The sequence below is a fragment of the Ligilactobacillus agilis genome, assembly GCF_025311475.1.
GTDB lineage: Bacteria > Bacillota > Bacilli > Lactobacillales > Lactobacillaceae > Ligilactobacillus > Ligilactobacillus agilis.
The window spans coordinates 430,203-451,031 of record NZ_CP104397.1; the positions used below are offsets into that span (position 1 = coordinate 430,203).

23 protein-coding genes and 4 pseudogenes are annotated in these 20,829 nt (G+C 44.9%); 20 read left to right on the top strand and 7 right to left on the bottom strand.

Annotated features, from left to right (window positions below):
* Positions 1-175: 175 nt before the first annotated feature.
* A complete protein-coding gene (locus tag N4597_RS02020; protein WP_211097636.1) occupies positions 176-700 on the top strand; it encodes a YgjV family protein in 525 nt (174 codons plus the stop codon).
* A 72-nt stretch (positions 701-772) separates the two neighbouring features.
* Here N4597_RS02020 and pnuC read toward each other — a convergent pair whose 3' ends face one another.
* On the bottom strand, positions 773-1,489 hold the full coding sequence (gene pnuC, locus N4597_RS02025; RefSeq protein WP_089144301.1) for a nicotinamide riboside transporter PnuC: 717 nt from the start codon (positions 1,487-1,489) through the stop codon (positions 773-775).
* A 317-nt stretch (positions 1,490-1,806) separates the two neighbouring features.
* Between pnuC and N4597_RS02030 the strand changes: the two genes are divergently transcribed.
* Both N4597_RS02030 and N4597_RS02035 read left to right on the top strand, forming a co-directional pair.
* Positions 1,807-2,958, top strand: coding sequence for an RNA-guided endonuclease InsQ/TnpB family protein (locus N4597_RS02030; protein ID WP_260904352.1), 1,152 nt, complete (start codon positions 1,807-1,809; stop codon positions 2,956-2,958).
* 231 nt (positions 2,959-3,189) lie between these two features.
* A complete protein-coding gene (locus N4597_RS02035; RefSeq protein ID WP_260904355.1) occupies positions 3,190-3,717 on the top strand; it encodes a hypothetical protein in 528 nt (175 codons plus the stop codon).
* A gap of 39 nt (positions 3,718-3,756) precedes the next feature.
* Here N4597_RS02035 and N4597_RS02040 read toward each other — a convergent pair whose 3' ends face one another.
* Both N4597_RS02040 and N4597_RS02045 read right to left on the bottom strand, forming a co-directional pair.
* Positions 3,757-4,482: an alpha/beta hydrolase gene (locus tag N4597_RS02040; protein WP_260904358.1), complete on the bottom strand. Its 726-nt coding sequence runs from the start codon at positions 4,480-4,482 to the stop codon at positions 3,757-3,759.
* Between the two features lie 73 nt (positions 4,483-4,555).
* Positions 4,556-5,380, bottom strand: a pseudogene (locus N4597_RS02045) (DASS family sodium-coupled anion symporter); the annotation flags it as partial.
* A 9-nt stretch (positions 5,381-5,389) separates the two neighbouring features.
* Between N4597_RS02045 and N4597_RS02050 the strand changes: the two are divergent.
* The 7 genes and pseudogenes from N4597_RS02050 to N4597_RS02080 all read left to right on the top strand — a co-directional run bounded on the left by N4597_RS02050 (position 5,390) and on the right by N4597_RS02080 (position 10,211).
* Positions 5,390-5,722: a DegV family protein gene (locus tag N4597_RS02050; RefSeq protein WP_260904360.1), complete on the top strand. Its 333-nt coding sequence runs from the start codon at positions 5,390-5,392 to the stop codon at positions 5,720-5,722.
* A 277-nt stretch (positions 5,723-5,999) separates the two neighbouring features.
* The gene (locus N4597_RS02055; RefSeq protein WP_167589276.1) at positions 6,000-6,293 is read left to right on the top strand and encodes a hypothetical protein; all 294 of its coding nucleotides are present in this window, start codon (positions 6,000-6,002) and stop codon (positions 6,291-6,293) included.
* Between the two features lie 129 nt (positions 6,294-6,422).
* On the top strand, positions 6,423-6,653 hold the full coding sequence (locus N4597_RS02060; protein ID WP_167589275.1) for a helix-turn-helix domain-containing protein: 231 nt from the start codon (positions 6,423-6,425) through the stop codon (positions 6,651-6,653).
* A gap of 7 nt (positions 6,654-6,660) precedes the next feature.
* A pseudogene (locus tag N4597_RS02065) lies at positions 6,661-6,926 on the top strand (nitroreductase family protein); the annotation flags it as partial.
* A 129-nt stretch (positions 6,927-7,055) separates the two neighbouring features.
* Complete coding sequence (locus N4597_RS02070; RefSeq protein ID WP_003570727.1) at positions 7,056-7,973, top strand: ABC transporter ATP-binding protein; 918 nt, start codon at positions 7,056-7,058, stop codon at positions 7,971-7,973.
* Positions 7,960-9,576, top strand: coding sequence for an ABC transporter permease (locus N4597_RS02075; protein WP_013085964.1), 1,617 nt, complete (start codon positions 7,960-7,962; stop codon positions 9,574-9,576). Before N4597_RS02070 ends, N4597_RS02075 begins: the two co-directional genes overlap by 14 nt.
* On the top strand, positions 9,573-10,211 hold the full coding sequence (locus N4597_RS02080; RefSeq protein ID WP_003708736.1) for a TetR/AcrR family transcriptional regulator: 639 nt from the start codon (positions 9,573-9,575) through the stop codon (positions 10,209-10,211). The genes N4597_RS02075 and N4597_RS02080 overlap by 4 nt, the downstream gene beginning before the upstream one ends.
* 75 nt (positions 10,212-10,286) lie before the next feature.
* Here the strand turns inward: N4597_RS02080 and N4597_RS02085 are convergent, their stop codons facing one another.
* A complete protein-coding gene (locus N4597_RS02085; protein WP_089144293.1) occupies positions 10,287-11,123 on the bottom strand; it encodes a nucleotidyltransferase domain-containing protein in 837 nt (278 codons plus the stop codon).
* 205 nt (positions 11,124-11,328) lie between these two features.
* Positions 11,329-11,679 (bottom strand): annotated as a pseudogene (locus N4597_RS02090) (replication initiator protein A); the annotation flags it as partial.
* Between the two features lie 436 nt (positions 11,680-12,115).
* Here N4597_RS02090 and N4597_RS02095 point away from each other — a divergent pair.
* Positions 12,116-12,304, top strand: coding sequence for a hypothetical protein (locus N4597_RS02095; RefSeq protein ID WP_089144292.1), 189 nt, complete (start codon positions 12,116-12,118; stop codon positions 12,302-12,304).
* Between the two features lie 90 nt (positions 12,305-12,394).
* Here N4597_RS02095 and N4597_RS02100 read toward each other — a convergent pair whose 3' ends face one another.
* Positions 12,395-12,913: a DUF1836 domain-containing protein gene (locus N4597_RS02100; protein WP_260904383.1), complete on the bottom strand. Its 519-nt coding sequence runs from the start codon at positions 12,911-12,913 to the stop codon at positions 12,395-12,397.
* A 149-nt stretch (positions 12,914-13,062) separates the two neighbouring features.
* On the opposite strand from N4597_RS02100, the gene N4597_RS02105 reads away from it, so the two are divergent.
* From N4597_RS02105 to N4597_RS02145, 9 genes and pseudogenes are all read left to right on the top strand, one after another.
* Positions 13,063-13,902, top strand: a complete 840-nt coding sequence (locus N4597_RS02105; RefSeq protein WP_260904385.1) for a DegV family protein — start codon at positions 13,063-13,065, stop codon at positions 13,900-13,902.
* A 195-nt stretch (positions 13,903-14,097) separates the two neighbouring features.
* Positions 14,098-14,403 (top strand): hypothetical protein, encoded by a 306-nt coding sequence (locus N4597_RS02110; protein WP_172586397.1) that lies wholly within the window; start codon positions 14,098-14,100, stop codon positions 14,401-14,403.
* Positions 14,404-14,525: 122 nt separating this feature from the next.
* Positions 14,526-14,948 carry an 8-oxo-dGTP diphosphatase gene (locus tag N4597_RS02115; protein WP_050611820.1) on the top strand — a complete coding sequence of 141 codons (423 nt, stop codon included), beginning with the start codon at positions 14,526-14,528 and terminating at the stop codon, positions 14,946-14,948.
* A gap of 748 nt (positions 14,949-15,696) precedes the next feature.
* A pseudogene (locus N4597_RS02120) lies at positions 15,697-16,068 on the top strand (tetratricopeptide repeat protein); the annotation flags it as partial.
* Between the two features lie 243 nt (positions 16,069-16,311).
* Entirely contained in the window at positions 16,312-16,851 is a 540-nt protein-coding gene (locus N4597_RS02125) for an O-acetyl-ADP-ribose deacetylase (RefSeq protein ID WP_225427512.1), read from the top strand.
* A 118-nt stretch (positions 16,852-16,969) separates the two neighbouring features.
* Positions 16,970-17,701 (top strand): ABC transporter ATP-binding protein, encoded by a 732-nt coding sequence (locus N4597_RS02130; RefSeq protein ID WP_167589271.1) that lies wholly within the window; start codon positions 16,970-16,972, stop codon positions 17,699-17,701.
* The gene (locus N4597_RS02135; protein WP_260904390.1) at positions 17,698-18,780 is read left to right on the top strand and encodes an ABC transporter permease; all 1,083 of its coding nucleotides are present in this window, start codon (positions 17,698-17,700) and stop codon (positions 18,778-18,780) included. The genes N4597_RS02130 and N4597_RS02135 overlap by 4 nt, the downstream gene beginning before the upstream one ends.
* A gap of 14 nt (positions 18,781-18,794) precedes the next feature.
* Positions 18,795-19,442: a TetR/AcrR family transcriptional regulator gene (locus tag N4597_RS02140; RefSeq protein WP_056976796.1), complete on the top strand. Its 648-nt coding sequence runs from the start codon at positions 18,795-18,797 to the stop codon at positions 19,440-19,442.
* A gap of 20 nt (positions 19,443-19,462) precedes the next feature.
* Positions 19,463-19,990, top strand: coding sequence for a YkgJ family cysteine cluster protein (locus N4597_RS02145; protein ID WP_172579634.1), 528 nt, complete (start codon positions 19,463-19,465; stop codon positions 19,988-19,990).
* A gap of 33 nt (positions 19,991-20,023) precedes the next feature.
* Here the strand turns inward: N4597_RS02145 and N4597_RS02150 are convergent, their stop codons facing one another.
* A complete protein-coding gene (locus N4597_RS02150) occupies positions 20,024-20,722 on the bottom strand; it encodes an N-acetylmannosamine-6-phosphate 2-epimerase (protein WP_260904395.1) in 699 nt (232 codons plus the stop codon).
* Positions 20,723-20,829: the final 107 nt, after the last annotated feature.

Here is a 20,829-nt window from a genome sequence, read left to right on the forward strand (position 1 = left end):
TTTTTATCAAAAATTTAGATTTTTATATTCTTTATCTAATCTTAGCTTGAAGAAAATAGCTTGCGCACTTAGACCTGTGGTAAAATGGGACAGGACTTTACGAAATGGCAAATTGTATTGATTATTTCGTATTTTCAAGTTACAGCTTGATATTTTTATTAGAGGAAGGGTTACAGTGACGAAGTTTGTCTTGATTCAGGCGGTGGGGTTCTTGGGGACGATTGTCTTTTTCCTGTCCTACCAGTGCCGGGATAACAAGAAGTTATTTCAGATGCAGTTCGCATCCTATTTGTTTTATACGACCCACTTGTTGCTCTTGGGGGCAATAACCGGGGGCGTGAGTTATGTCCTAAATACCGTGCGGTCCTTTTGTTTAGGGAGTCGGGTGGCCTTTTTGCGTAGTCAGTGGATGTGTGGTCTCATTTGCTGCTTGCAGTTGCTGACACTGTATGCGACCTGGGCTAACTGGTGGTCGACTTTGCCGGTGGTGGCTAACATTGCGGCCACGATTGGGGGCTACACCCATAATCCGCGCAAGATTCGGATGGTGGGGCTGACCGTAAACTCGCCACTGTGGATAATTTATGATGTGGCGGTTGGGTCCTGGGCCGGGATCTTTGATGAGCTGGCGACCTCAATTTCGGTCTTGATTTCGATTTGGCGTTATGGCTGGAAGAATTTAGACCGGGTGGAAAATTAAAGCTTACAAGCAAAAGCACTTGCTAACTGTTGGTTTAACTTACCACAGTTGACAAGTGCTTTTTATTGAAACTTAGTTTTGCTTGCTAGTGCCACCCTCGTAGTCGGCTTCCCCACTAGCCCAGACTTTGGTAGCGTAGAGTGAATTGAAGAGCAGGGCTGCTTGGAGGGCAACCTGAGAGAGGGCTGCGCCGAAGGTCCCGATGTTAGTTGCACCAACCAGTAGTTGGTAAGCTAGGATGCCCCAGTAAATAATATTGGCTAGGTTAACGACAATCCACAGGGACCAGTTTTCTTGGAACTTGCAGATGTATAGGATCTGGGCGATGAAACTAACAACGAAGTTGATGGAATCAAAGTAAGGCAGTTGGCCGTGGAGGAGGCTTAGTAGCCACCAACCAATCCCCCAGGCTAGTAGGGCAAAGCCAAATAACAATTGGCGTTGCTTTTTAGGTAAGCTCTTGGTAAGGCTGGATTTTTCCCATAAGAACCAGCCGATTGGTTGGGAGATGACGTAAAAAATGTCCATGGCAAATGAACCATAGGCGTGGCTAATCCAGGCAACGTAGGTCATAGCTAAACATTGAAAGAAGCCAAAGATAAAGGAAACCTTGCGTCCCTTCATTCCGTAGATTAAACAGAGGGTTCCAAAAATCCCAGAAAACATTCCAATCCAGCTATCGGGGGCGAGCAAGTAGACGCCGACCTGTAATGCGAGTAAGAGGCTAATGTAGCCAATTTCAAATTTTTTCCAGTTACTAAAAAGTTGGTCATGCCACCATGAAATCATAACGATTCCTCCTTGTGATTAAAGTAAAAAATACTTTTAAACAAGTGTAGCACTATTTTTATATAAATAAAAGTATTTTTTACATAAAAATAAAGAAATTATTTTTGGTAAAGTTGCTGGTGATAAAATGGGACTAAGAAATAAGCAATGATTGGGGGAGTGATTTAACTGTTAACGAAAATATATTAAAACCTAATCAATTACCATCTAAGATAATCAATCAGAAAGTAAAAATGTGAGATTGATAACTTTTAGAACTTATGTTTTGAATTTTGCTTAAGAAAGTGTTATCATCTCTGTAACAGGAGGTGAGTTTAATGCTACGTGTACAAAAAGTTAGACTGTATCCTAACGAAACCATGAAACAAGTCCTTGATGATTTATGCGATTATCGCAGATATTGTTGGAATCAAGGCTTAGCTTTATGGAATGATATGTATGATGTTTCCTTAATTTTAGGCGACAAGAAGTTACGTCCAAGCGCACGTAAGGTTCGCGATGAGTTAGTCGCCAACAAGGAAGATTGGCAGTACCAACTGTCGGCTCGTTGTTTACAGCTAGCCATTTCTGACTTAGGTAAAGCTTGGCAAAACTTCTTTAAGAAGTCATTACCGGATTGGGGTAAACCAAAATTTAAGTCTAAAAAGACGGCTCGTCAGGGTTTTAAAACTGACCGAGCTCAAATTGTTGACGGTAAGTTACGGTTGGATAAGCCGCATGGGGTTAAAAGCTGGGCTGATATTAGCTTTAAGGGTGCTGATGATTTAAAAGGTGAATTAAAAGTCGTCTCGATTTACCGTGAAAACGGTAAGTACTGGGCGAGTTTACCCTTTGAAGTTAAGGTGACGAAGCAAGCTAAGACTGGGCAAAAGACAGCCGTTGACGTTAACGTTGGTCACTTTGACTATACCGAAGGTCAAGTCAAGACTTTGCCTAACAACTTAAAGGCTTTGTACAAACGCATTAAGCATTACCAACGCCTCTTAGCTAGGAAACGAGTGGCAAATGGAAAGAAAGCGACCCAAGCAAATAATTACGTTAAGACGAGAGCCAAGTTACAACGTGATTATCGTCGGGTTGCCAATATCCAACACGATATTGTTCAAAAGTTTACCACTATGTTAGTTAACGACTATGACCGGATTGCCATCGAAGACTTGGCTGTCAAGCAAATGCAGATGAGTCATGTCGCATCCAAAGGCTTACACCGGTCAATGTTTGGCTATTTCAAGCAAGTTTTAAAATATAAGTGTGAATGGTATGGCAAGGAGTTAATCTTAGCGGACCGTTACTATCCAAGTACCCAGCGCTGTTCTGCTTGTGGTCATGTTAAGACTGGTGAAGATAAAGTCGGACTTGACGGCAACAAGAAACACAAAACAAAACATAACGAGTATATTTGTTATGAGTGCGGGGCAGTTATGGAGCGAGACGAAAATGCCGTGAGAAACTTACTTGCTTTACTGTAAAAATTAACGGGGTGGGCTACACCCTTAAGCTACAAGAGTCAGTCACTGTCATTACCCCCAAGTTGGGATATGGGAATACTGGTGTTGACGGTAGTAAATAAAATTAGGAAAGGAAAACTATATTCTTTCTGATAATGTAGAAGAAGCTACACGCTCTTCTATGTTATTCTACATTTTGTATAGCAGGCAGACGAATTCTTTAAGACCCAAACGGCGCCTTTAAAAAAGGAGTTGGCCGAATTAATAGCTACTTACCAGCAGCAAACCAAGCGCGACCCGTTAGAGCTACTAGCGCGTCAAGATGAAAAACGGCGGCGGACCTTTTTAGCTAACTGGTCTCAGCTTAAGGAACTGCGCTTCAGCGTGGGCGGATATCCGGGTGATTATGCGACGGGGTTGGCGGTGATTTTGCCTAAAAAAGTGGTTTTGCTACAACAACATCATTCGTTAATAGAAGGGACCCCTTGCCTGGTTAACGAGCTAGAGCGAAAGCAGTTTTTAACCGCGGTGCAAGCCTGTCACTTAGAAGACTGGCAACGTGAGTATTTTAATCCGCAAATCTTAGATGGGACCCAGTGGTCGCTGACCTGTTACTACCAGGGCCGTAAGCAAACATTTACCGCGGAAGGAAGTAATGACTACCCTGCCAGTTATGAGCGGGTTAAGAACTTGTTGTTAGCTAAGGACGAAGCTGCTAAGGAAGTTGCTTTAAACTTAATGGACCAAGAGGCGGTCACTGATTTTTTGACTACATTTTAAAACCAGCTAGCGGTTGAGCTGACAACTGCTAGCTGGTTTTTAGTTAATACGCTTGAGCCACTTAATAAGCAGGTGGGCGACTTGTTTTTGCTGGGTGGTATTAGAGATGTGGGCGACCTTATCACCTTGTTGGTGACCGTAGGAGCCAAAACCACCATGGTTGCCCCCGCTAATGGTCGTAAAAGTTGTATCCCTTGGTAGGTACTTTTTATTAGCCTCATAGTGGGACCAATTCAAGACGCCGTCACGGCTAGCGGTGACTAAGAGGACCGGCAGCTTGCTGTGGTCGAGGCGGCCCTTTTGGTCGGCGTAAGCGGCTAGTAAAAAGACGCCCTTTAAGTTCTTTTTATCTGCCTGGGCGGCGTAGCGGGTGGCCATGGCTCCCCCAAGCGAGTGCCCCCCGATAACGTACTGCTCGTGGGGACCGACTACTTTTTTAGCTTGATTAGGGGCAAGCACCGCTAGATTTAAAGGAAAGTGGACAATCTTGACGGTATAGCCCGCCTGGGCAAGTTGGCTAGCCCAGTTGGAATAACTAGCGGGCTCAACCAAGCCACCGGGATAAAAAACGACCGTCAGCTTGCTGTTTTTCGCCTTAAAGGTGGTCACATTTTTGCTAACCGTTGCGGCTTGACTGGCTTGGTTAGCGCTGGCAGTGGGTTGGTAGGTCTTTACGTGGAGGGTTATTCCAGCTAGCCCAATCAGGACTGCCAGTGTCAGCAAACATCCCCACAGGTAACGTTTGCGTTTTGGAGTTGGTGTCACTTAATTCACCCTTTCTAGTGAGGTAAATTAATTATAACAGCCATAAAAAGCAAGACGTAAGTATAAATTGGTGTTACCACATCCCCAAGACTTTCAACCAAACAGAACCTAGCCCAATCCAAACGACCAGGTAAAAAATTCCCAGGATAAAGTTGAGTGACCACCACTTGTTTTGGGGAACATAACCGGACCCAAATAAGACTGGGGCCGGACCTGAGGCATAGTGGGTGGTTGAACTCATCAGGTTTCCAAAGTAAGCCAGTAAGAGGGCAGCGAGCATGGGTGGCACCTTAAGGGACAAGGCTACTGCTAGAAAGGCCCCGTACATGGCGGTGATGTGGGCGGTGGAACTGGCAAAGAGGTAGTGGGAATAAAAGAGGGCGCCAATTAAAAGCACCAGTGCTAAAAACCAATTCAAGCCACTTAGGGAGTTACCAATTACCTTGCTGAGCCAGGGAATAAAGCCCAAACTACTTAGGGAACCGGCCATCATCACCAGGACAGAAAACCAGGTAAGGGTGTTCCAGGCCCCGCTTTCTGCCAAGACATCTTGCCAGGATAAGACCCCGGTGATTAGCAGCAAGGCGAGGGCTAAAAAGGCAGCGAGGGTAGCGTCGATGCCTAGAAAAGAGCCAGTAATCCATAAAATTAAGGCGCAGACAAAAATGACGGCCATAATTTTTTCGGGTAGGCTGATAGGCCCCATTTGAGCCAGTTGGTCTTTGGCCCAGGCCTTAGCGTTCGGGGTGGCCTTAATTTCTGGCGGATACAACTTGTAAATCAACCAGGGGACTATGATTAGGGACAATAATCCAGGCAAAAGCGCACCTAAGAACCAATTCATCCAGTTAATGGTAATCCCGTTACTTTTAGCCAAAGTTTGTGCTAAGGGGTTGCCTTTGAAGAAGTGGTAACAAGAACGCAAAAATTTATTAACCGTGCCAAAATTTTCTTTGGCTTACAGTCGATAACGAACTTAGCTAATAATGGGCGAGTTAATAAAACAGTGGCTAAGTTAGCCCAAGTTTTAAAGATTAATGTCTTAGGTTGGGCGAACGAAGCAGGGGAAATTGAACAATTAGGTAAGGCTAGGGGAGTTAAAAAGGCACGTCAAAACCTCTTAGCCTTATTAGAAAAGCATAATTTTGATGGTCAAAAACTAGTCATTGACCACGTCGATAATCAAGTAGGGGCAGAGGCTTTAAAAGAGTTAGTCTTAAAAAAATACCCAGCTTGTTAGATTGAAATTGGAAAATGTAATGCTCTTTGTAGCTTTTATGCCGAAAACGGTGGCTTAATGATAGGGTGTTTGGTAAGAGGATAACTTATTTTTTAGCTAAAACTTTAGGAACTATTAATTATTTTTAAGGTATGGTACTATATTAATAATAATTAACTATGTGAACGTTCTAACGTCCCTGCTTTATGCTAGAGTGTGTATTTGGTTAACGGTGAGCGTCTTATTGGTTAATAGCCTTTGTTATTACTGAGGAATTACTAAAATTGGAGCAACCGTTATGAGCAATAAAAAAATTAAATACCTTCAGCATAAATTAACTAGGCAGACGAGTGAGTTAGATTCAATTCATGAAAAATTAGCACAACGCTCTTACAAGCTTAGTGAGTCCGCCTTACAAGACTTGTATTATCAAGAAGCATATCTGCAAGAACAAGTGGATAATACACAAGCGCAGTTATCTAGATTGAAGTTATGTGACAAATCAACCAAAAAAATTTGTTTAAAATTGGTGATGATAATAGCTGTTAGTGTCGCTATCTTGTTGGATTTATTACTCCGTTTCTTTTTATAGCCTATAAGGAGGCTGGGGAAAAAGCCTCAAAACTTACAAAACGCTAGAAATCATGGTTTGGTATGCTCCCTTTAGAGTAGACACAGAAATATGTAAATTCTGTATCTTGCTCTGAAGGGAGCTTTTGTATTGTCAGGAAGAATAAATTTTACGTGGGAACAACGTATCGAAGCCGTTGAGATGTATTTATCTGGAAATTATTCCTACACCGAAGTAGCTGGAAAATTTGGGACTATAATTTCTACATTGAAAAATTGGATTAGTTCTTACAAAAGTAATGGTATAGATGGATTAAAAGAGTCACATACATGGAGAAATTATTCGCTAGAACTTAAATATGCGGCTGTTAACAAGGAGTGACCCCCACTTGGATCTCAATGACCCCCTTCGTCACCAACTGCACCATCGTTCCATCCGCCAGTTCAAGCCGCAGCATTTAAGCAACGCCACCATTCGAACATTGCTGGATGTGGCACAACATACAGCGAGTTCAATGTACTTGCAGTTGTTTTCGGTTATTCACATTATCAATCCTGAAATTCGTGCATAAATTGCTAAAATCAGCACGCAGACCTATCTGAATGGAATGGTGAACTGTTCATTTTTATCGCAGATCTCAATCGCGTCACAAAAAAATTGACTGACGAGTCAATAATTCGTTGACTCGTCAGTCAATCGCGACTATAATGTAAGCGAAAAGGTTGATCAGATACCGACATATTAAAACGTGTTTCAAGTTTGACCTTAAGGAGGATGACAAAAATGACAACAGCTATTATCGAACTTGACCATCTTCAAAAAAACTTTGGCAAGTTTGCCGCATTAAAAGATGTCAGTTTCACGTTGGCACCCGGTCAGGTTCTGGGTTTTCTAGGACCTAATGGGGCCGGCAAATCCACGACCATTCGAGTTATTTTAGGCTTATTAAAAAAGAGTGGCGGCTCAGTGACCGTCTTCGGCAAAGATGCCTGGCGGGATGATGCGGCGATTCATCCACGCATCGCCTATATTCCTGGGGACGTTTATTTATGGCCAAATCTTTCTGGCGGCGAAATTATCGACCTATTGCTACGTTTAAATGGCCGCCAGCATAATCAAAAGACCGATGAACTAATCAAGGCCTTTGAATTTGATCCGAAGAAAAAAGCTCGTACCTATTCAAAAGGCAATCGTCAAAAAGTAGCGTTAATTGCTGCGTTGTCGCAAGATGCCGATTTGTATATTTTTGATGAACCCACTTCTGGGCTTGATCCATTAAATGAACAGACTTTCCAGCAAGAAGTTTTAAAACTGAAAAGAGCCGGTAAAAGTGTGCTGCTATCAAGCCACATTTTGTCCGAAGTCGAGCGAATGTGTGATTCAATTGTTATCATCCGTGATGGTAGTGTGATTGAGAGCGGCAATCTTGATCAATTACGGCATCTATCGCGGATCAAAATTGAAGTCACCACCGCTACCCCAATGACTGCTTTGGCAAAGCAAGCTGGCGTTCACGACCTCACTTATCGCGATTCCGAGCACACCAAGGCGGTTTTCACCGCTGATCGAGACGCGCTTGGCACCATCATGACCACACTGGCCGCCAACACCGTGGTCGACATGCAATCAACGCCGCCAACGCTGGAAGATTTATTCCTGCGTTATTATGGAAAGCAAGGTGAGACTCATGCGGCACAGTAATCGGAACGCAGGTTATCTGCTTCGGGCAAACCTCAAACAAAATCTAAAATTTTCACTCATCTGGCTTGTCATTTTGATCATGATGATTGCCAGTGGTGCTGGCAAATTGGAAGCAGCCTTTGCAGGCGGGGCCTCGGGCTCTAAAGAGATTGTCAAAATGCTGCAAGCGCCGGGCATGGCGGCAATGTTTGGCGCGATGCCAAAGGTGGACACGTATAACACAGCGATTGTGTTTGCTGGTGTGATGGTCGTCTTCATGATTATTTTGCAGGCCTTATGGGTTATGCCGCTGATGATTCGCAACACCCGCGGTCAAGAAGAAAGTGGCTTGCTCGAAATGGTTCGCGCTCGCAATGTTGGGCGAACGGCTGCCATCACCGCCGCTTCGCTTGAGCTTCTCATCGACAGTGCCATAATGGGTATCCTCTATTTTGTCTCGTTGGCCGCTGTCAACATGGGTGGTACTGACTTGTACGGTGACTTCCTGTTTTCACTGGGGATGGTGATCGCCAACTTGCTATTCGGAGCCATTGCGTTGCTATTCGCGCAACTAACCAATAACACACGTACAGCCAATATGTTGAGCTACATGGTGCTGACTGCCGCTTATTTGGTTCGGCTGGTCACCGATATCCAGCATCAAAATCTGACGTGGTTATCACCAATTGGTTGGTTCGAAAAAGCAAACTTCTATACTGATAACAACGTCTGGGCTTTAGGTTTGGCCTTACTGGTCAGCATTCTGCTTGCGGCCAGCGCCACCATGATTGCCCGCAACCGCGATCTGGGCGCCGGGATTATTGCTGAACGCACCGGCCGAGCCAAAGCTGCCGGCTGGCTTCGCTCGATCCCTGCCTTACTGTGGCGAACTGAGCGCGGATTATTTGCTGGGTGGTTAATCGGCGCCGTGGTGTTTGGCGGCGTCATGGGTAGTGTGCTCGGCGGCGTTGGCGACATTCTTAAAACGAATCCGCTTTATCGTAAAATACTAGATGTTGGCCAAATCAACGCTGCCAATCAGACCATGGTCCTGTCATTCTTAGGCATGTATCTCGGCATTTTCGTCGCATTAGCCGTGACTGCTGGCGTCCAAGTGGCATTCCGACTCAAACGCGATGACAACCTTGGTTACTTGAGCGTCATTCATGCCGAAAAGCCAACGCGAACCACGATCAGTGTCAGCTACTATTGCTTTGGTCTGCTGGCAGGCGTGTTCGTCCTTTCTGCTGGGCTGCTGGCCTTGTTCTTCACTGGGAACACTGTTCTCAGTCACCCGTTGCCGCTCAAGTACCTCGGTCGCCTATTCGTGGCTAGCGTTCCGGCTGTGATATCGTTTATCGCCCTTGGCATCGCACTAGTCGGTCTGTGGCCACGCTTAAGCAGTCTATTCTGGCTGTATATGGGAGCCGGTCTGATCGTTCAAATTTTCCGGGGATTGTTTGATTTGCCAAAACACGCAGGCAACTTCACACCTTTTGGCTGGATTGCCAATGTACCGGTTGAAAACGTTGATCAAACATGGCTAATCGTGATGGTTGTTAGCGCTATAGTATTATTTATTCTTGGCATTGCTGGTTATCGCCGTCAGGATTTGAGCCTATGAAAAATGTTGTGACAGATCCTGAAAAGGTCACCCGAATCCTCAAAACAGCGACGGAAATTTTCGGCCAGCAAGGCTTCATCAAGAGCAAAACCGATCAGATTGCCAACCAAGCACAAGTATCTAAGGGCTTGCTCTTCCATTATTTTGGCAATAAACAAGCGCTGTATCTTGACGCTTTCAAATATGCCTATCATCGAATTTATGATCACATGGACCCTAAAAAGTGGCAGAATGCCCCTGGCTTGGCTGCCATGATGACCACTGCAGTTAAGTATGAGTTGAAACTACAATTCAAATTCCCAGCTGAATACCGCTTGATGATGCAAGCCTATGCTGATTTACCGCATTTTCCCGAACCGTTGCGACAACAAGTGCAGCAAGAAACAACTGCCATATCCGCTGAAACCGATCGCATTTTTCGCGAGAAAATTGAACAGCTGCCTCGTCGTGAGGGCCTGTCAGTCGATGACGTTTTCGGTGTCGTTTCTGCCTTAATCGCCCAACAAACGGCGGTCACCACCAGACTCATTGCCAGTGGCCATTATCGCAAGTTTGAAGATCTGCAGTCCGTGGTTGAGACGATGGCACGCCAGTTATTGATTGTCGAACACGGCTTTTTACCAGATGAAAGTTGACGTCAGCTGATAGATTAAAAAAATCGCCTGCACTGATCTAATTCAGTACAGGCGGTTTTTTACAATCTACCTAACCTATTTATTTAATAGAACCTCTGTTTCAGAAATAAGTTCTTGAAGTATTTCAAGCCCTCGTCTTGTGCTATCTATGTTTGAAGAAAGCAATGTGATAATTTTATCTATTCTTTTCTTGTAGCCTTGTGGCTTTGTATCAAACCCGTCAATTATTCGAACTGCTTTTTTCTCATTGATACAATATTCTTCATTCAGAGCAAATAAGACTTGATTTAGACATGAGATGGTTCGATAACAATGACCTGTAACATACGAAATATCATCTTTATCAACATTATTTTTGGCAAACATTAAAGAAAAGGATGCTTCGAACATAAAGTAGCCAATTATTGCATCTTTTAAAGGTTTTGGATATGGCATGGTTTTGGATTTTAGTTTGGCAATTCGATTCGTTTTGTCATCCAGTATTTTGCAGATGGAAACTTCACCCATATACATAACATTTAGATAAGCATGTGGATGTCCAGTCTGGTAATGAGATGAAACGTTACCTAACAAGCATTCACCAATGATTTGTTCCACTCTATTGATATCACGAAATATTAAATCAACGTGATGACCTTGAACAATAATCCATGCACCACCATTTACCCAAGCACCCCATTCGCCTAAAGATGTCACTAAATTCTCTCTATGTTCATCATCCAGTTTAGTAGCAACCCTACTAACATCGTTGACATTAAAACCTGCCGATTCATCATAGTATATTCCAATGTCAATATCAGAAGTGGTGTGATTAGTGCCTCTTGCTCTTGAGCCTCCTAAAACTACCCCTACAATGCCAGGTATCCCGTTCAGTTCCTTAATTATTTCATTTAAAATATTTTGTACAATCATAAAATTTCTAACCCCATAAATTAAATTTAATATTATCTAAACGTTACTTATCCATTTCTTGGGCCTCCATTAAAAAGCTCCTTTCACATTCCCTTAGTTCAGTCATCGCCAATTCAGCCACTCAAGGTGCCTATTTTTGCTTCTAAGCGATTTTAATATAATTACATGTAACACTTGAAACGGCTTAAACGAGCTAATATGGCGTTTAATTCCAAGAACGCCCATTGTCAGTGTTCTGTTCTTCGGGGTGTTTGGCCGCATATTCTCTAGCCGCTTGTTCATTCCACCAAACGCCAAATAGGTTTGGCATGGTGCCGTATAAGTAGTTCTCAACATTCTTGATGTGCTTCTCATTGCTTCTCAGGGCGTTAAAGTAGCGTCTCAAGGCTTTAGTCATTAAAGGTTTCAGTTCCTCATCATCAAGTGGGATTATGACACCAATATCTTTGTGATTTTTCTCAACTCGGTACTTAGCATTTAAGATAATGCCAATGAAGCGCCGCATTTGTTGCGGAGTGCGGCACCAGAAACTTAGTAATTGCACGGCTTCGGATTCTTTAATCAGCGCCGACGTTAACAGCGCCTTACAAATCATCAAAAAAGTAGTCCCGAATGCCTTTGCGGACGGGATAGAGGGCATCGGATTATGCCCAGTTAAATGGCCCTTGTAATTCTAGGTTGACCATTAACAAAAGTTTCCGAATAGAAAGCTCAACTGCCGAACCGGCTGTAAAGTTGTCCCGGAGAAAGTCGTCACTTAACGATGGACGTTCGCTTTTTAACGTGGATGGGTTGGCCGAAGTAAGTTGCGAGCAGGGGTGCTAGACCCAAGATTTGATATGCCGTCATATGACACTATTATATATCAAGTTCGTAGGAATCTATTATCTGAGTTTAGAAATAAGCCTTGACTTGGAGTTAGGCTAAGGGTAAGTCAAATTGGGAGGAATTTTAATGAAAATAACTGCCCCTTTGAGAAGGGGGAAACCTATATGACTATCGAAGAATACGCTGCCCGCCAAAGTGCCTATGTTCGTGAGGAAAAGGAAAATCAGACTATCAAGGGCTTAGTCAAGCTTAATTTAAGTCAAGAGCAAATTATTGAGTTTTTGGTTCAAAATTTCAAGTTAGATAAACAAGCGGCCGTCAAAGCCTACGAACGGGCAATGGCTACAGTCTAAGCAAACATTAACTACGCCCCTCTAACAAATTAGGGTTAGCCCGCGAAATAAGAGCGCATCTTCAAGGAAATTATTCCTGAAGATGCGCTCTTATTTTTGGGCAAGCTCAGCTTGTAAATCGCCATAGTATTTGTCGATGTAAGCCTTATAGCAAACCGCCATGATGATGTTACGCAACATGCGTTGGTACTCACTGTTATCGTGGCCAACGTCGGCTAACTGCTCCTTGAGGCCGAAGACGTAGGGCAAGATGTTCTCTAATTCGGCGGCAAAGTAGTTATAGGCGACGGCGGTTGAATAACTTTGGCGCTGTAATTCGATGGCCGCCTTTAAGTCGTTAAGTTGCATGACATTTTTGGCGACGGCGATAAAGAAGAGTTCGGCGATTTGGTCGGCGGCGTACTTCTTTTTGACCGGCCGCCGGATGAGCTTGTGCTTGACGTAGTTACTAATCATAGAGTTAGTTAACTTAACGTCGCCTAAAAGCGCTAAGCGTTCGCTGATATAGGCGGTTGTTTGGTCTAGGTAAAGCTCGACTTCTGGTAACTGCTCGTAGCGCGGTAGCCGAAAGGAGCTGACGCTTTGACTAATTTTAGTTTCTCTGTCCATAAAATTCCCCCACTATGCGCAATTATAAGGGAAAAGGTCGTCTTTTGGCAAGAGATAACTTTTTATAAGTTTTTCAAAAACCGTTGACAAAGTTTCTAGTATATTTTAAGCTTAATGTGAATTCTAGAAATAAACGGAGAAAAATTAAAATGCAAAAAATAATCACGGATTCGGCGGCGAATTTGTTTGCCCCCGTATTAACTGGAATTAAGCACCAAAGTGTAGCCTTGTCGTTACTGGGACAGCACGCGACTTTCTTAGACGAAGCGGGCTTTAGCCAGGCTGCCTTTGCAGAGTTTATTGCTGGTCAAACCGGGCCGATAAAAACTTCCTGTCCCAACGTTGATAGTTATTTGGCGGCAATGCAAGGCGCCGATGAGGTTTACGTCTTTACGATTTCTAGCGCCTTATCGGGTTCTTATAACGCAGCCCAAACGGCTAAGCAGATGTTACTAGAAGAAGATGGTGATAAGAAGATTGCGGTCTTTGATACCAAGGCAGCCGGACCAACCGAGCGGATGGCAGCTATCAAGGCCAGTCAGCTGATTGCAGCGGGCCTAGCCTTTGAAGAAGTGGTGGAAACAGTGCAAGCGTATATTGACCGGGCCAAGATTTTCTTTGGCCTACAGTCGGTGACCAACCTCGCCAACAATGGCCGGATTAATAAAACGGTGGCTAAGTTAGCCCAGGTCTTAAAGATTAACGTCTTGGGCTGGGCTAATGAAGCAGGTGAAATTGAACAGCTAGGTAAGGCCCGCGGTGCGAAGAAGGCCCGCCACAACCTCCTGGCCTTGTTGGAGCAACATCACTTTGACGGTCAGCACCTAGTTATTGACCACGCGGACAATCTAGAAGGGGCAAAGGCTTTTAAAGACTTAGTCTTAGCCAAATATCCGACTTGCCAGATTGAAATTGGCAACTGTAATGCCCTGTGCAGCTTCTATGCAGAAAAGGGTGGCTTGATGATTGGCTGTTTAGTTAAAGAATAGAGGATTTTTTAGCTAAAACTTTAGGAACTATTAATTATTTTTAAGATATGATATCATAACCCTAATAATTAACTACGTAAACGTTCTAACGTCCCTGCTTCATGCTAGAGTGTGTATTTGGTTAACGGTGAGCGTCTTATTTAGGTTAATGACCTTGCTTGTTATGGAAATTTAGTTTGAACAGGAGCTACCGTTATGAGTAACAAAAGGCGGATAAAGCAGCTGCAGCAGGAGTTGAGTTCACAGACGACTGAGCTAAATTTAGTTCACGAAAAATTAGCGCAGCGTTCATATAAGCTGAGCAAAGCGACTTTACAGGAGTTACACTACCAAGAAGAATACTTGCAAGAACAAGTAGATGATACACAAGCACAGATTCTTGAGATAGAGTCAGGTGATAAAGCCGCTAAGTCCAAGTGGCGTTTGCAATTAAAATTAGTGATGGTAACGGCTATTTGCGTTGCCCTTGGATTACATTTATTGTTGCACCTCTTTTCGTAGATTTAAAGCACGAGCATTTTTAGCTGGTGCTTTTTTTGTTGGTTTAGGTGTTATAATTGAGAAAAATGAGAGAGTGGGAATTGTAAGTGAAGCATAAAAAAATACCAACAACCTTAACTAACATGGTGATGATTTACGACCAGGACGGTAATGTCTTAGTCGAAGACCGCCTAAATCCAACTTGGCCGGGGATTACCTTTCCGGGTGGGCATGTTGAAGCAGACGAACCCTTAGTCGACGCGGCCGTCCGCGAAGTTTGGGAAGAAACCGGGCTAAAAGTTAGCCAACTGGAACTGTGTGGTATCAAAGATTGGCTGGAAGCAGATGGCAGCCGCTACCTGGTTTTACTCTATAAGACCCAGACCTTTAGTGGTCAAGTCAAGTCTTCACGGGAAGGCAACATCTTTTGGACTAAGTTGGCGGATTTAAAGCAGCTTAAGCTTGCTTCCGGGATGGAAACCATGTTGGAGGTGTTCTTGTCGCCTAAATACAGTGAGCACTACCTAGATACGACTAATGGGCGACACGACAATCTTCTAAAGTAAGTAGGTGATAGTAGTGGAAAAATTAGCCTTACCAGTAGGAACTTTTTACCTAGAAGCAGATGGTCAGCGCCATGATTTTACGGTCAAGGAGTTGACAGAGGAAACTAATGAGTATTTAGCGAAAAGTGAGCGCCCGCCAATTGAAAAATGTTATCTGCTCCGGCCCAACTTGCCAGCTGAATTTTCTTACCGGCAGTTGCTTTTGCGAGCAGAGTGGGCTGATTTAGACGTGAGCTTCGACGATAATTTATCAGATGAGTTCTTTTGCGGTGCGAGTTGGTTTGTGGCTAGTAAGGTGGTTGGCCTAGTTAGTCGGGTCGATAACGGTGAATTAGACGACCATGTAGCTAGTGGCCAGGGTAGTTTGATTCCACTGGCCTATGTCGACGTCGACGAGCGCTTTAGGGCGGATTTAAATTTCTTGATTGTCTATCAAAGTCAAAGTGCCTATCAGGCAGATGAGCTGTCCTTATTTTTTGCCGCGGATCAAGTCTGTTATGACGTAGCCGCCCCAGTAAGTAATGCTAGCGAGGTGTTAGGCCCAACTAGTTACTATTCTTATTGCCAGGTTTGCTTTCACCCGGGTCAAAAAGCCTACCACTACCTCAGTGCCGATGAAAGTCTGAAGGAAGGCGACTTGGTAATTGTGCCGGTGGGGGCCAATAATAACTTGCAGGTGGGTCAAGTGGTTGCTTGTGCAAATTACCCGGCCACCAAGGTGCCTTACCCGCTTTTGCAAACTAAGCAGGTGTTACGGCGGGCCAATGAGGCGGAGCAACTTGATTGGTGGGAACGCCAAGAAGTAACTCCGGAGGGCAAGCAACCAGAAAATGAAGCTGAGTTTTACCTCAAATTAGGTGCGCAAGCCTATAATAGGGCGGAGTATGAATTGGCTAGGGAATACTACCAACAAGCAGTCGCTCTAGGTAGCAGTCAGGCTGCTTGTAACCTGGGCTACATTTACGCTTACGGCCGGCTAGGGCAGCCTGACTATGAGCAAGCCTTTTATTGCTTTACCCAGGCGGCCTTGGCTACGAACCCTAACGGTAGCTACAAGTTAGGCGACGCCTATTTTCACGGGCAGTTTGTGGCTGCTAACATGGAGATTGCCTTTAAGTACTACCGGCAAGCCGAAATTTTTCTAGCCCGCGATGGTAGTGATGACGACTTAAAGGCCGACATTTACTACCGCTTAGCCCGGGCCTACCACCAGGGCCTCGGGGTAGAGGCTAACGAGCTAGCGGCTTTAGATTACATTAACCAGGCCCAACTTTATTCCTATGTCGACGAGCAGGCGGGGCGTTTTAAGGGGGCAAAACTTCGCCAAGAAATTGCCCAGCTACAAGTGGAGGTGTTGGCTAAATTGAATCAAGTCCAAACTAAAATTGCCCTAACTTTGGGCGACATTACTAAGCAAGGTGACGTGGAAGTCATTGTCAACGCGGCTAACAAGAGCCTCTTAGGCGGTGGCGGGGTTGACGGAGCGATTCACAAGGCGGCCGGCCCCCAACTGTTAGCCGAGTGTCGGCAACTTAATGGTTGTCAGACCGGCCAGGCCAAGATTACCGGGGCCTATAACCTGCCGAATAAATACGTTATTCATACGGTGGGTCCAATTTGGAATGGGGGCGCGCATGGTGAAGCGGACCTGTTAGCTGCTTGCTATGAAAATAGCCTGCGGTTAGCTCAAAAAACGGGCCTCAAGACGATTGCCTTTCCAGCGATTTCGACGGGGATTTACCGCTACCCCCTAGAGGAAGCTAGTCAAATTGCCCTCGCGACGGTGCAGGCCTTCGTTAAGGCTAACCCCGGTGCCTTTGAGCTAATCAAGTTTGTTTTATTCGATCAAGCTGCCCTTGATTGCTATTACCGCAAGTTGGGTGGCTTACAAGTTGAATTATAGGCCGGTGCTAGCACTTTTTGGTGCTAGTATTTTTTTACTTGACAGGTGAGTGAATCCTCACTAAAATACAAATTAACAGGTGAGTGTTTACTCGCTAAAAATAAATGGGGTGATTGTGATGGGAGAATTTACCCAACGAATCCAACTTAGCGGGGTTAAGAAAAGCTTTGGTCCTAAAGAAGTACTAAGTGAAGTTGATTTGACGGTTAATACCGGTGAGATTGTCGGCTTGATTGGACCTTCCGGGGCCGGCAAGTCAACGGCAATTAAGGTGATGTTAGGCATGGAAAAGGCAGATGCAGGCCAGGCCCTGGTTTTAGGTCAAGTGATGCCCAAGCGAAAGTTATTAGGCCAAATTGGTTACATGGCCCAAACCGATGCCCTCTACGAAAACCTCACCGCTTTAGAAAACCTCCGCTTTTTTGGCAAGTTGAAGGGGTTAGGTAACCAGCAACTTGCAAAGGAAATTGAACACTTGGCGACGGTAGTTGAACTAAGCGGGGCGCTAAAACAACGGGTGGCTAGCTTTTCGGGCGGGATGAAGCGCCGCTTGTCGTTAGCCCTCGCACTGTTAGGTCAGCCGGACTTATTGATTTTAGATGAGCCCACGGTTGGGATTGATCCAGCCTTGCGCCAAAAAATTTGGGCTGAGTTGGCTAAGTTAAAGGCGGCTGGAACTAGTATTTTAATAACCACTCACGTAATGTCCGAAGCAGAATTAACGGACCGGGTGGCGCTTTTGTTTGAGGGAAAAATCATCGCCACTGATACCCCCGACCAGCTAGAAGCAAAGTATCAGGTGGCAACGATTGAGGAAGTCTTTTTGAAAGCAGAAGGTGAGGACAAATGAGAAGTATTGTAGTTGCTAAGCGGGTCTTACTAGAATTGTTGCGGGATAAACGGACGCTTGCCTTATTATTTTTTGCCCCCGTCTTGATTTTATTTTTGCTCAACCTAATGTTTGCGGCCAGTACCGACGTTAAGGTTAAACTAGGAACAAGTGGGCTTGAGCCAGCTCTCAGTGAGAAGTTAGCTAAGGTAAAGGGGGTTAGCGTCAAGAACTACCAAACGACCACCTTAGCCCGGGCGGACTTAAAAAAATACCGCTTAGACGGAGTTATTAGCTACCAAGCTGATAAGTATACGGTCACTTATGCCAACTTGGATGCTAGCAAAACCCAGTTAACCAAGCAGGCACTAAAGCAAGCCTTATTAAGTCAGCAGCTGGCTGGCCTACAAGCTAATTTAGCTTTAGGCCGGGGTGAAAAAAGCTTGCAAGCTAAAATGCCAGTAGTGGTCAACCACTACCAGTATGGTGATAGCCAGACTAACTTTTTTACCAAGTTAATCCCCGTTTTGATGGGCTTTTTTACCTTCTTTTTTGTCTTCCTAATTTCAGGCCTGGCCTTGCTAAAGGAACGAACAAGTGGCACGCTAGCCCGCCTGTTGGCGACGCCGATTAAGCGCAGTGAGCTAGTCTATGGTTACACATTGGGATATGGGTTAGTCGCTTGCCTGCAAGCCAGCCTAATTGCCTTAGTGAGTGTTTACCTCCTCAAGATAGAGGTGGTCGGGAGCTTGGTAGCAGTAGTGGTGGTCTCTGTTTGTTTAGGCTTTGTGGCCTTAGCATTTGGCATTTTACTGTCGACTTTTGCTAGCTCGGAGTTTCAGATGATGCAGTTTATTCCCCTAGTGGTTGTTCCCCAAATCTTCTTTTCCGGCATTATCCCCCTAGCTTCGCTTGCGCCCTGGGCACAGGTTATCGGGCGGATTTTACCTTTGACTTACGCAGGGGATGCCCTAAGTAAAATTATCATGCAGGGGGCGACGTTACGCCAGGTCAGTGGGGATTTGTTAGTTTTAGTAGGCTTTTTAGTCTGCCTGTTAGGGCTTAATATTTTAGGTTTGAAACGCTATCGCAAAGTTTAAGGAAGGTGCAGTGTGTGACAGTTAAAACAATATTAGCCACCTACCAAGAAGTGGTGGCCAGAAAAAAACTAACTCCAGGGCAACAAAAGGCCCTCTTGGCGGCGATTGAGCTCTTTGCTAAGCAAGGTTATGATGCCACTTCGACCGCCCAGATTGCGAGCTGGGCCCACATTAGCGAGGGGACAATTTTTAAATATTACCCTAGTAAAGAGCAGCTCCTATTAGCCGTAGTTGAATTACTTACCAATGATTTACTCCCACAACTTCAGGCTGAATTTTTAGCCAAAGTGGTTGCTAGCGACAAGGTGGCCTTACCCGCTTTGGTTCGCGTGATTGTTACCGACCGCCTAGCCTTTATGAAGGCCAACCAGCAATTATTGCGGATTTTACTGCAGGAAGGCTTAACGAAACCTAAGGTCAGAACGCTCGTCAGTCAAGGATTTAGCCAATCTTTAAAGGCAAATGGTGAAGTATTTACTCGCTTTTTGACCTTAGTAAACCACCGCCACCCTGACTATGAGCCGGCAGTGATTATCCGGCTAATCCTCGGGCCGCTTGTGACTTATTTTAGCCAACGCTTTATTTTAGCCCCCGACTTAGCCTATAATGAGAAGCGTGATATCGACTTGATGGTAACCCAAATTGTGGCCGGGTTAAGTTAAGGATTAAGGAAAGTGATAAGATGGCAAAAAGTTTAGAAACGGTTTATTTAAAGAATGGCCAAGTGGATGTGGCCCACTACCACGATTTGGCCTTACAAAAACAAAAGGAACATGCCAAGTTTTTGGCGACCTTAAAGAAGAAAAAGCCCAAGCACTTAGATCAACTGGTCCAAAAGGTGCATAACGAAGTCTTTGAACAAATTGACTGTACCAAGTGCGCTAACTGTTGTAAGAGTTTGGGCCCCTTATTTACGGAGGCGGATATTGAGCGGATTGCCAAGGCGATGCGGATGAAACTGGGAAAGTTTGAGGAAACCTACCTCAGGGTAGATGAGGATGGCGACAAGGTCTTTAACTGCATGCCCTGTCCCTTTTTAGGGGCGGATAACCTTTGTTCGATTTACGCCCTGCGCCCTAAGGCCTGCCGGGAATTTCCCCACACCGACCGCAAAAAGATTTACCAAATTAACCATCTGACCATTAAAAATACCCTCTATTGTCCAGCGGCTTACCTCTTTGTGGAAAAGTTGCGCCAAGAACTCGGCTAGAAAAAAGCTCCCTTTTTGCAAAAGGGGGCTTTTTTAGTGTGAGGCCTTGATGCGGTCGACAAATCTTTGGGCAATTTCTTGAGGGCGGGTGATGGCGCCACCGACTACCACTGCGTGCGCTCCTAACTCCAAGACCCGTTTGGCCTTAGCGGGCGTATCGATTTTACCTTCGGCAATCACTGGCAGCTCGGTAGTAGCGAGGACCTCTTTGAGATAGGCAAAGTCATTGTCAGCAATGTTGGCATTTTGGGTAGTTGGAGTGTAGCCGTGCATGGTGGTCCCGATAATATCAAAGCCCAGCTTACTTGCAAGTTTAACATCGGCCAAATCCCCCGTATCGGCCATCAGTAAGGTGTCAGGGAATTCTTGGCGAAAGGCCCGCAGGCTAGCCTGTAAGTCTTCGTTATGGGGCCGGGGTTGGTTGGTAACTTGGCAAGCCACCACCTCTACGTTAGTGTGGGCGACCTGGCGCATCTCAGCTAAAGTCGGGGTGATATAAACCTTTGAGTCTGGGTAGTCTTTTTTAATAATGCCGATTAAAGGCAGGGAGACTGCTTGTTTGATAGCACAAATATCACTGACAGAGTTAGCCCGAATCCCGACGGCCCCGGCCTGCTTAGCTGCTAGCGCCATTTTAGCCATAATGTGAGAGCCGTGTAAGGGCTCATTTTCCAAAGCCTGGCAAGAAACAATTAGCCCGCCGGCTACGGCTTTTAAAAAGTTATTTGTCATAAAAATTCCTCCCAAACTTGAATTACCTTCAGTATAAGAAAAGAGGACTTGCATGTAAAGGCTTACCGATGATAAGCTTGCTGCAAGATGAGAAAGTGGTGAGGATA